We start from the raw sequence: 9,703 nt of genomic DNA, 5'->3' as shown, positions 1-9,703 counted from the left end.
GTCGGCCTCGGATGTCCTGTCCTCGGCCCCGCCTCCGGGCTCGGTCTCGCCGACGTCTCGCGAGGCTCGCCCAAAGTCGCCTTGCGCCAGCATCCTCGGCATTTTCATGCTTCTTTCGGATGCACCCCTCCGCAGGATTTTGCCTCAACGTAAGTTTAACCCGCATTCTTGGGCACAATTATAACAGATCTAGTGGTTATAATAACCGCCACTCATGGTATTTTGGAGGTATCGTCCGTGGGTGAAAAGCTGAACCCATACTTAGATCAGAACTACCGACAAGCTCGAATTTTCTTGGCCGGGCCAGGCCAGGACCTAGTTAGGGAGATAGCACTGATCTTCCAAGAAGAGATCCGTAAATCATTGAAGGACCAAAGCTATTTGACCTACAAGGATAGGTTAGTATTGTCCGCAAATGCTACCTTGCTGGATATACTGCAACGGCAAGTAGCCTTTGCTTGGTCCCTGGGGTTCGCTGCTGGCGCAGCCGGTTTTAAGCCCCAAAACACCACCTGTACTACTGATAGTTAGTTCCGCGCGTCACATCCCACGAGGTGGTTAAGTTAAAAATGGTAACTATGCTTCATTACCCCATGGCACGGTTCTTTGATCCCTTGAAGCCGGACCTGGTTTTAATTCGCCTTAAGGTCCAGCCTAATATACCAGGGCAAGCGGCCATTTGGTACTACAATCAGGGGTGGCACCGATACCCCATGTACCTTTTTTGTGCCTGGAGGCATTCCAGATACTATCAGGCGCATCTGAGGGTTGCCACTAATCGGTTACGCTATTTCTTTGAATTTATCCATCAAGGCAAGATCTACCGGTTGAAGGATCGATCCAACCAAAACCAACCTTTTGAAATCTCTTGGGATCCCGATCAAATCTTCCAAACTCCAGACTGGGCGAGAGATGCCATTTGTTATCAAATTTTCCCTGAACGTTTTTGTAACGGCAATCCCAATAACGATCCACCCGGGGTCCAACCCTGGGGAGGAATCCCTACTCGTAGCAACTTCTTTGGTGGAGACCTGGAAGGGATCATCCAGAAGCTTGATTATCTGCAAGACCTAGGCATAAATTGTATTTGGCTAAACCCCATTTTCGCCTCGACTTCCAACCACAAATACGACACCATGGACTATCTGTCCATCGACCCCCACTTTGGCAACCTCGAGAAATTTAAAGAGTTAGTGGATGCCCTGCACCAACGGGGGATGCGCATCATCCTGGACGCCGTCCTCAACCATACAGGGGATGAATTTTGGGCCTTTCGGGATGTGGTGGAAAAGGGTCAAAACTCAGCTTACGCCGATTGGTATTACATATACGATTATCCCGTAAGCAAGTATCCTCGCCCTAACTATGAGTGTTGGTGGGGCTTCCCTGATTTACCCAAGCTTAATGTCAAAAACCCAAAGGTGCGCCAATACCTCCTCAACATGATCGCGTATTGGACCAAAACGTTTTACATTGATGGCTGGAGGCTCGACGTTCCCAATGAAATCGAATCTAGTTTTTGGCAGGAGTTTCGGCAAGTGGTGAAATCTATTAATCCAAACGCCTATATTGTAGGCGAAATCTGGGGATGCGGGCGCCCTTGGCTACATGGAGATCAGTTCGATGCAGTCATGAATTACCTATTTCGCGATGCTGTTTTGGATTTATTCGCGCGCCGGCACATAACCGTAAGCACCTTCGATTATCGGATCAAGAGAATGCTCTTGAGCTACCAGGAACAGGCAAACTACTGCCTTCTCAACCTGCTGGGTAGCCACGACACAGCTAGGATCCTGACCGTCTTTGAGGAAGAGGCGCCAACCGCCATGGCTGCTAATGCGTCGGCAATTGAACGGCTAAAACTGGCCTTAATCTTTCAGTTTACCTTCCCCGGGATACCCATGATTTACTATGGCGATGAGGTAGGCATGAAGGGGGGTCCCGATCCTGGGTGCCGGGCCCCTATGGTTTGGGACGTAAACCAGCAAGACTTGGGATTGCGCTCTTACTACCGTCATCTTATCCGCATTCGCCGCCAAGTCTCAGCCCTGCGCCGAGGCCAATATCTGACTTTGACCGCAGACAACCGGCGCTGGATCTATGCTTACGCACGCCTAACCCCATACTCACAAGCCATTGTGGCTCTGAATCTAGAACCGTACCATCAATCGATCGCCTTGCCGCTCTGGAAAGCAAGTTTCCCCCGAAGTGATACCATTGTTGACCTGCTCCAAGGAGAAGCTATAAAAGCACCAAGTGAGTGCGTTACCATCCCTCTGCCGCCCCTAGGAGGAGCGATACTAGCCCCCTTTTCGCAAATCCAAACCCCTACGCAATCGATCTAATGCTTCCTTAAAAGCAGTTGGCAGAGGCGCTTGAAAATCCATGATTTCCCCTGTAGTTGGGTGGCTAAAGACCAGCCGAGCAGCATGTAAAGCCTGGGTGCGCAAGCCAAGATTGCCTTTGCGCCTTCCATAAACCGGGTCACCTACAATGGGGTGCCCTATATAGGCCATATGCACACGAATTTGGTGGGTTCTGCCAGTTTCCAGCCTGGCCTCAATTAAGCTATAGCTAGAGAATTCCTCAATTACCTTGTAATTGGTAATGGCAGGCCGAGAATTTATAGGGGTGACAGTCATCTCCTTGCGTCTGACCGGGTGCCTACCGATAGGAGCATCAATGCAACCTTGGCGGGGACTAGGGACGCCATGAACTAGGCCCATGTAGATCCGCTTAACTTTTCTCTGCTTTATAGCCTTTGCCAACCTTAGGTGGGCCAAATCATTCTTGGCTACTAGCATCAAACCTGATGTATCTTTATCCAAACGATGGACTATGCCCGGACGGAGATATCCCCCGATCCCTGATAAGTCATGACAGCGTGCAAGCAGAGCATTGACCAACGTGCCCCGGGAATGACCAGGAGCGGGATGGACTGTCATCCCCGCAGGCTTATTTATGACTGCTAGATCCTTGTCTTCGTAAATTATGTTAAGAGGTATTTCCTCAGCCACCACCTCTAGTGGTTGAGGGTCGGGGATGGTGACACTGACCTCATCTCCTATCCTGACCTGATATGAAGCTTTGGCTTTCCTCCCATTTACCAAGATATAGCCTTCGTCGATCAGCTGTTGCACCCGAGAACGGGATATCTCCGGAAATACCTTTTTCAAGGCTAAGTCTAACCTTAGGCCCTGAATCCCAATTTGGCCCTCGCCATCCCCGACCAGTAGTTGTCTGCACTCGGGCATTCCTGATACTTATCACCTACCTACCCTTTTTCTTTAACCGTAGAGACAAAATACCAAGCCAGCATACCAACGCCTAAAATGATAGCGATATCTGCCAAATTGAATACCGGCCAAATCCGGAAGTCAATAAAGTCAATTACTCTACCCAGGCGCACCCGATCTAAGGCGTTGCCTAATGCACCGCCTAGGGTCAACCCGCCAAAAAAGTGAATAAGTTTGGCCTGCGAAGGCATAACCACATGTAGAGCAAGCACTAAGATGGCCACCAGCAAAGTTACAGCAATAAACAGAGGTGCTCGATTAGCAAAGATCCCGAAAGCAGCTCCGGGGTTTTCAGTATAAGTCAAATGCAAGACGCCTGTCCACAACGGGATACTTTGGCCTATATATAGATAGTGGCTTACTATTAACTTACTTAGTTGATCCGCAACCAGAGTGGCAATCATCGCCAGCCAAAAAGATACCTTATTATTAATTGTCAGCGCCTCCGGATTAAATCTTATTCAGGATCTTGGTTAGACGTACAGCCAGGGCAATTGCATCCTGCCCTAGAAGGCAAACTTCCTTGCTTTCGGAGCAGATCTTGTAGTAAGTAAAACTGGCCTCAGCTTTGGGACTAAAGCTTGGGCAGTCACTCACTTCGGTACAACCGCACTGCCGAATGGCGCCTGCCAAAGCAGCAGGCAACAGCCATGCGCCTTCAAAGTGGAGCCCTTTCCTTGCCAGCGTCAAGAGTACGTCCCCCTCAGGAGTCGGCCTACCAAAACTTGGAACACCGGTAACATGAAAGTACCCATCGCTCACTACTATGGGCCCCGCCAGAGAACAGACATCATCAGGGGAGCAAAAGGGATAAGCAAGCATGCTAAATTGCAAGCTGAGCGACATGCGGGCATGCACTCTGGTCCGGCGCAAAAAGCTTAAGATTTCCCGAAATCTTGTCCACACTTGGTATTTACTGCTGTGCTCATAGAGTTTGGCCAAGTGGTTGGTAGGACCTGAACCGTGCCCTAACTCCAAGCTATTAGCCAGGGCGTGCCTTATAAATCGTTGAGCCTTAAAAGTAGCAACATAGATGTCATCTCCTTGGGCCAGATAACTGGCCAAAGCTGCCGAAAAGGTACAACCCGTACCGTGAGTGCTGGAAGTATGTATGCGATGGTGAGGAAAGACATAGTAGTCCTGACCATCATAAAGAACATCGTAAAGGATTTCGGTTGCCAAATGTCCGCCCTTTACGATCACGTACCGAGATCCAAGCTTATGAAGGGTTTTGGCAACATCCATCATCTCAGGTAGCCCATTGATAGACTTGCCGCTTAAAACCTCAGCCTCCTCCAGGTTGGGGGTAACAACCGTAGCTAAAGGCAGAAGGTACCTTTTGAGAGCCTCAATGGCATCCTCGGCTAGCAATCTGTTTTTTGACTTGGAGATCATCACCGGGTCTACTACCAGCTTTGGCAGACCCAAATCCCGTATTCGAGCAGCCACTACTTCCACAATTTCAGCTGTGGCCAACATCCCAGTTTTAACTGCATCAATACCAATGTCATCGGCTACCGCCTCTATCTGTTGCGCCACCAATTTGGCTGGAACAGCATGTATGCCGCGGACCTCAAAGGTATTTTGGGCAGTTACGGCGGTTACGGCTACAGTGCCATATGTTCCAGTTGCTGCAAAAGTCTTCAGATCAGCCTCAATGCCTGCCCCTCCACCAGAATCGGATCCAGCTACCGTCAGGCACCGCTTCAGCACGAAACCAGCCCCTTAAATTACTGGGGGTCATAAGTTGACTCCAGTCGATCATCTTTCTCGCTAATTATCTTCTCAACTTCTTGGACAGTCCCGCGATCTTCGTCTTTGCGGTAATACGAAGGGTATGACCAATCGTTGGGGACATCCGAGGGTGTTTCCGAAGTGCCGTAGCGGGCAACATCCTGCCATGCGTCTTCGCCATCGTAACCTACGTTCTCTCTAGAAACATTTACAAATGGAAATGTGATGACTTCCTCTTCAATTGGCCGTTTTTGGCCTTCGGGAAAGAAGCCGCGGGGCTCGTCGGTACGAGCGCAAACTGAACAAAGCTTGGTCTCTGGAATAATAGATAGCCTCTCAGGCTGAATAGGTTGCCCGCACCGCTGACATACCCCATAAGTACCCTCTTCCAGCCGCTCGAAAGCCTCATCGATTTCTGCAAGCCTCAACCGTAAAGAACCGCGAACCGCCATATCCTTACTGCGCTCAAAGACCTCGCTTCCCAAATCAGCTGGATGGTTATCATAGGCAGACAGCTCACCCATGGAATAACTTAGGGGCATTCCCAACCCTTGCCTTTCCATCTCGGCAATTGCCCTTTCTATGCGAGCGCGCCGTCGGCGAAGCTCCGACCTAAATTGCTCATACTTGGTCAATTGGCAAAACCTCCTGCACCAACCATCATGATCTAGATGTTGATAAGTTGATATTGCTCTTGAACCATGATGATTATGCGAGCAATGAAGTTGGAGATTACTGGTAGGTGCAAGTTTACCAGTACCCTCAAGCAATATATCGCTATTGCCCCTATTAAGGTAAAACCTACCGCCATTCCCAAACCGCGGGCCACACCGGCCACAAAGTTAATCATAAGCAATCGCTGCGGGTGCTCCAAAAGTTGAACGTAATCGGCAATCCGCATCTTCTCTAGCAAGCGGCTAAAATCATCTAGCTTCTCCAGAAGCAGCTTCCACGATTCGTCTTTCATATGCCTTTACTACTCCTGCACACCGTTGGCACAATGAGGCATATTCCGGATCCGTTCCCACAGTTTCGCTAGTCAACCAACAGCGTTCGCATTTCTCTCCCTCAGCCAAACTAACTACAATACCTACCCCTAGGTCATCCGCAAAATAGCTACCCTCGGGGGCAACTTCGGAGGGGCTATGAATAACCACCTTAGAAACAATAAAGACTGTCGCCAAGCCTTCCCCTCCCAGCTCCAACCACCGCCCCTGGTTGCCCAGGGGATATAGATCCACTCTAGCCTGTAACGCGTTAGTGATCGCGTGTGCCTCCTTGGCTTGTTCGATTGCCCTGGATACGTGCTCCCGCAATTCAAGCACCGAATTCCAACGTTCCTCGAGATCCTGGTCGATGTACTCGGGTTTGGGTTTAGGCCAATCAGTTAGCTGGATACTTACTGGGTCTTTTGATCGCCTTAAGTGTTGCCAAATCTCCTCAGTTGTAAACGCCAGGATAGGAGCCAACATTCGAACCAAAGCATGAATAACGTCATACAAAACCGTCTGGGCAGCTCGCCGTTCCTGGGAATCAGCCAGAGTAGTATACAGCCTATCTTTAATAATATCTAGGTAAAAGGCGCTCATATCGGTTACGCAGAAGCGGTGGACAGCATGGTAAACCACATGAAATTCGTAATCCTCATATGCCTTGGTGACTCTAGTTATCAACTTGTGAAGCCGTAACAACGCCCACTTGTCAATCTCCTGTAATTGACCATATTCCACCCGATCCTTTTGGGGATCAAAGTCATAAAGATTGCCCAGCAGGAAGCGGCAGGTATTACGAATCTTCCGGTACGCCTCCACCATCTGGCGCATTATTCCAGGCGATGCTGCCACGTCGCGACGGTAATCGGCTGAAGCTACCCATAACCGTAGGACGTCGGCACCCATTTGCTCGACAACATCCATGGGATCAATCCCATTGCCCAGAGATTTGGACATCTTTCTGCCTTGCTCATCTACCACGTATCCATGGGTTAAAACCGCACGATAAGGCGCTTGACCGGAAGTAGCTACAGATGTAGATAGAGAAGAATTAAACCAACCTCGGTGTTGGTCGCTACCTTCCAAGTAAAGATCGGCAGGCCAGCGCAGCTCAGGTCGAGTTTTTAGAACTGCAGCATGGCTAGAACCAGAATCAAACCACACATCCATAGTATCCTTTTCCTTGTTAAATTCTCTGCTTCCGCATTTAGGACACGTGAACCCAGGCGGTAATAGTTCGCTGGCAGTCTTGGCAAACCAAATATCACTGCCATAGTCCTTAAACAGCTGCTGCAAGTGGCTGATGGTCTCCCTGTTGATAATCTCCTCTCCACAGCTCTGGCAATAGAAAATGGGTATAGGTACTCCCCAGACGCGCTGGCGGGAAATGCACCAATCACTCCGATCCTCCATCATCTTAGAGATGCGCTCTTCTCCCCAAGCAGGTATCCACTTAACTTTTCTGATGGCTTGCAAGGCTTCCTGGCGAAAACCTTGAACTGAAGCAAACCATTGTTCAGTGGCCCGGAAGAATACCGGACTCTTGCACCTCCAGCAATGGGGATACTGGTGCTGGATAAAGTCGAAGTGAAGCAGCTGCCCTTGGCGCTCTAAAGCTTCACAAATCGGCCGGTTAGCCTTTTCCAATGGCATGCCGGCAAAATCTTTTACCTCGTCAGTGAATCGGCCTTGGGAGTCCACCGGAGAGAGGATAGGAAGGCCGTACTTGACTCCCACTTCATAGTCCTCTAAGCCATGGCCAGGGGCAGTATGCACGCATCCCGTACCTTGCTCCAAGGTAACATGGTCGCCCAAGATCACTGGGCATTCCCTGCCATTTAAGGGGCTTATATACTTAATTCCCTCGAGCTCACTTCCAAGGAACTGCTTCTCCACCTTGCAATCCGATGCGCCTAAAACCTCGAGGAACTGTTTGCAAAGCTCCTTGGCTACCAAATAGAGATCCTCGCCGACTCGAACTAGTACGTAGGTAAACGTTGGGTTTACCGCCACCGCCAGATTAGCTGGCAAGGTCCAGGGAGTAGTGGTCCAAATAACTACGTAGCTGTTCCTAGTTTCAAACCGACCCTTAGCATCGATAATAGGAAACTTAACATAAATAGAAGGAGACCGGTGATCTTGATATTCCACTTCAGCCTCAGCCAAGGCAGTTTCACAGTCAGCGCACCAGTAGACAGGCTTAAGGCCCTTGTAGATGTAGCCCTTTTCCGCCATAGAACCAAAAATGCCAATTTGGACTGCTTCATATTCTGGGTCCAGCGTAAGATAAGGGCGATCCCAATCGCCACGTACCCCCAAGCGCTTGAATTCTTCTTTTTGAATACCAACAAACTTCAGCGCGTATTCTCGGCAATGGCGCCTAAATTCAAGAAGATCCGCACTATGGCGGTCAATCCCTAAATCCTTGATGGCTTGTTGTTCAATTGGCAAACCATGGGTGTCCCACCCTGGAACGTAGGGAGCATCATGCCCAGCCAGCGAATAAAACTTCACGATAAAATCTTTAAGAATCTTGTTGAGGCTAGTCCCCAAATGAATGTGACCATTGGCGTATGGCGGCCCATCATGGAGAATAAACTGGGGACGACCACTAGTCCTTTTTTGTACCTGCTCATAAAGACCAATACTTTGCCAAAAGGCCAAGATTTCTGGCTCTCGCTTAGGTAGGTTGGCTTTCATGGGAAAATCGGTTCGCGGCAAATTCAGGGTCCTGCTAAAATCCAATCTCTTTCACCTCGCCAAATACAGGAAAGCCTCTCGCTTTCAAAAGGAAGGAGAGGCCTAACACTACCTTCCAGAGCCATTATAGCTTTCTATTCCCGGCAAAGTCAAACTAAGCCACTGCTCCTCTTTTAAACCCTTAACTTCGAGCGTCTTATTGCGTGCCGAATGGCCCTTGATGATTCTCACTCGAGAGATTGGAACATTTAAGAGGTCGGCCAAAATCCGGCGGCAAGCTTCGTTGGCCTGACCTTCAGTCGGCGAAGCCGTTACCCGTACTTTCAAGAATTCGCCATAGAGGCCAGCAACCTCATTCTTGGATGCTCGGGGCTGGACGCGAATCTTAAGCTCTATTCCTCTTGGGGTAACTCGGTAGAACATGCCGCCTCTTCCTGAGCCTCACTAGTCGAATCTACTACTGAAATCTCCAGACCCCGTTCCAGGTTCTCTAGCTCAAAAGTTAAAAGAGCCTTAAAGCTATTCTTGAATCGGTCTACCTGCCGCCGAAGCAATAAATACTCGCCTTGAATTTTTTCCACTTCAGCTTGTGCCTTCTTGAGGATCTGCTCTGCTTGGATTTCAGCTTGGCACCGCAAATTTTCAGCTTCTTTGGCGGCAGCCAAGCGCAATTCCTCGGCTGCTTTCTCAGCTACCACAATCGAATTGCGAATAGTCTCTTCCATGCTCCGGTACTTTTCTACCAGTTCTTGGTAGGCGCTTAGCTTTTCCTTTAATTCGACGTTCTGACGATAAAGCTGTTCGAACTCACGAGCGACCTTGTCAATAAAGCTATTTACTTCCAGCTGATTATATCCTCGAAAAGATACTTTAAAGGAGCGATTTTGAAGGTCTAAGGGCGTTAAACCCATAACCATCCTCCTGTCAATAAATGCTCCAGATAAATTGGAGAACCAAGCGCTCTAGTAAAACCAGGACCAA

Annotated in this window: 10 protein-coding genes and 1 pseudogene (1 of these 11 cut by a window edge); 2 read left to right on the top strand and 9 right to left on the bottom strand. The window is 49.3% G+C overall.

What is annotated here, in order from left to right:
• Positions 1-237 precede the first annotated feature (237 nt).
• Positions 238-531: a hypothetical protein gene (locus H5U02_02600; protein ID MBC7341330.1), complete on the top strand. Its 294-nt coding sequence runs from the start codon at positions 238-240 to the stop codon at positions 529-531.
• Positions 532-569: 38 nt separating this feature from the next.
• The gene (locus H5U02_02595) at positions 570-2,345 is read left to right on the top strand and encodes a glycoside hydrolase family 13 protein (GenBank protein MBC7341329.1); all 1,776 of its coding nucleotides are present in this window, start codon (positions 570-572) and stop codon (positions 2,343-2,345) included.
• On the opposite strand, the gene H5U02_02590 is transcribed toward H5U02_02595, so the two are convergent.
• The 9 genes and pseudogenes from H5U02_02590 to H5U02_02550 form a co-directional block, all read right to left on the bottom strand.
• Positions 2,301-3,254, bottom strand: coding sequence for an RluA family pseudouridine synthase (locus H5U02_02590; GenBank protein MBC7341328.1), 954 nt, complete (start codon positions 3,252-3,254; stop codon positions 2,301-2,303). The two genes, H5U02_02595 and H5U02_02590, sit on opposite strands and share 45 nt — an antisense overlap.
• 20 nt (positions 3,255-3,274) lie before the next feature.
• Positions 3,275-3,700 carry a signal peptidase II gene (gene lspA / locus H5U02_02585; protein MBC7341327.1) on the bottom strand — a complete coding sequence of 142 codons (426 nt, stop codon included), beginning with the start codon at positions 3,698-3,700 and terminating at the stop codon, positions 3,275-3,277.
• Positions 3,701-3,746: 46 nt separating this feature from the next.
• Complete coding sequence (gene thiD, locus H5U02_02580) at positions 3,747-5,009, bottom strand: bifunctional hydroxymethylpyrimidine kinase/phosphomethylpyrimidine kinase (protein MBC7341326.1); 1,263 nt, start codon at positions 5,007-5,009, stop codon at positions 3,747-3,749.
• Between the two features lie 17 nt (positions 5,010-5,026).
• A complete protein-coding gene (locus tag H5U02_02575) occupies positions 5,027-5,665 on the bottom strand; it encodes a TraR/DksA C4-type zinc finger protein (GenBank protein MBC7341325.1) in 639 nt (212 codons plus the stop codon).
• A 32-nt stretch (positions 5,666-5,697) separates the two neighbouring features.
• Positions 5,698-5,997, bottom strand: a complete 300-nt coding sequence (locus tag H5U02_02570; GenBank protein MBC7341324.1) for a hypothetical protein — start codon at positions 5,995-5,997, stop codon at positions 5,698-5,700.
• Positions 5,954-8,767: an isoleucine--tRNA ligase gene (gene ileS, locus H5U02_02565; protein MBC7341323.1), complete on the bottom strand. Its 2,814-nt coding sequence runs from the start codon at positions 8,765-8,767 to the stop codon at positions 5,954-5,956. Before ileS ends, H5U02_02570 begins: the two co-directional genes overlap by 44 nt.
• Positions 8,768-8,830: 63 nt before the next feature.
• Positions 8,831-9,145 carry a DUF167 domain-containing protein gene (locus H5U02_02560; GenBank protein ID MBC7341322.1) on the bottom strand — a complete coding sequence of 105 codons (315 nt, stop codon included), beginning with the start codon at positions 9,143-9,145 and terminating at the stop codon, positions 8,831-8,833.
• Positions 9,115-9,633, bottom strand: a complete 519-nt coding sequence (locus H5U02_02555; protein ID MBC7341321.1) for a DivIVA domain-containing protein — start codon at positions 9,631-9,633, stop codon at positions 9,115-9,117. Before H5U02_02555 ends, H5U02_02560 begins: the two co-directional genes overlap by 31 nt.
• A 13-nt stretch (positions 9,634-9,646) precedes the next feature.
• Positions 9,647-9,703 (bottom strand): annotated as a pseudogene (locus H5U02_02550) (YggT family protein); it runs 222 nt beyond the window's last position.

The sequence above is a fragment of the Clostridia bacterium genome (assembly GCA_014360065.1).
Classification (GTDB): domain Bacteria; phylum Bacillota; class DSM-521; order Neomoorellales; family JACIYF01; genus JACIYF01.
Note: the sequence above shows the minus strand (reverse complement) of the source record. Positions and strands in the feature narration are given on the sequence as shown.

Bases quoted from the DNA above. Each gene is read 5' to 3' on its own strand.
- H5U02_02560 (MBC7341322.1), bottom strand. From the start codon at position 9,145: ATGTTCTACCGAGTTACCCCAAGAGGAATAGAGCTTAAGATTCGCGTC.
- lspA (MBC7341327.1), bottom strand. From the start codon at position 3,700: ATGATTGCCACTCTGGTTGCGGATCAACTAAGTAAGTTAATAGTAAGC.
- H5U02_02595 (MBC7341329.1), top strand. From the start codon at position 570: ATGGTAACTATGCTTCATTACCCCATGGCACGGTTCTTTGATCCCTTG.
- H5U02_02590 (MBC7341328.1), bottom strand. From the start codon at position 3,254: ATGCCCGAGTGCAGACAACTACTGGTCGGGGATGGCGAGGGCCAAATT.
- H5U02_02555 (MBC7341321.1), bottom strand. From the start codon at position 9,633: ATGGGTTTAACGCCCTTAGACCTTCAAAATCGCTCCTTTAAAGTATCT.
- H5U02_02570 (MBC7341324.1), bottom strand. From the start codon at position 5,997: ATGAAAGACGAATCGTGGAAGCTGCTTCTGGAGAAGCTAGATGATTTT.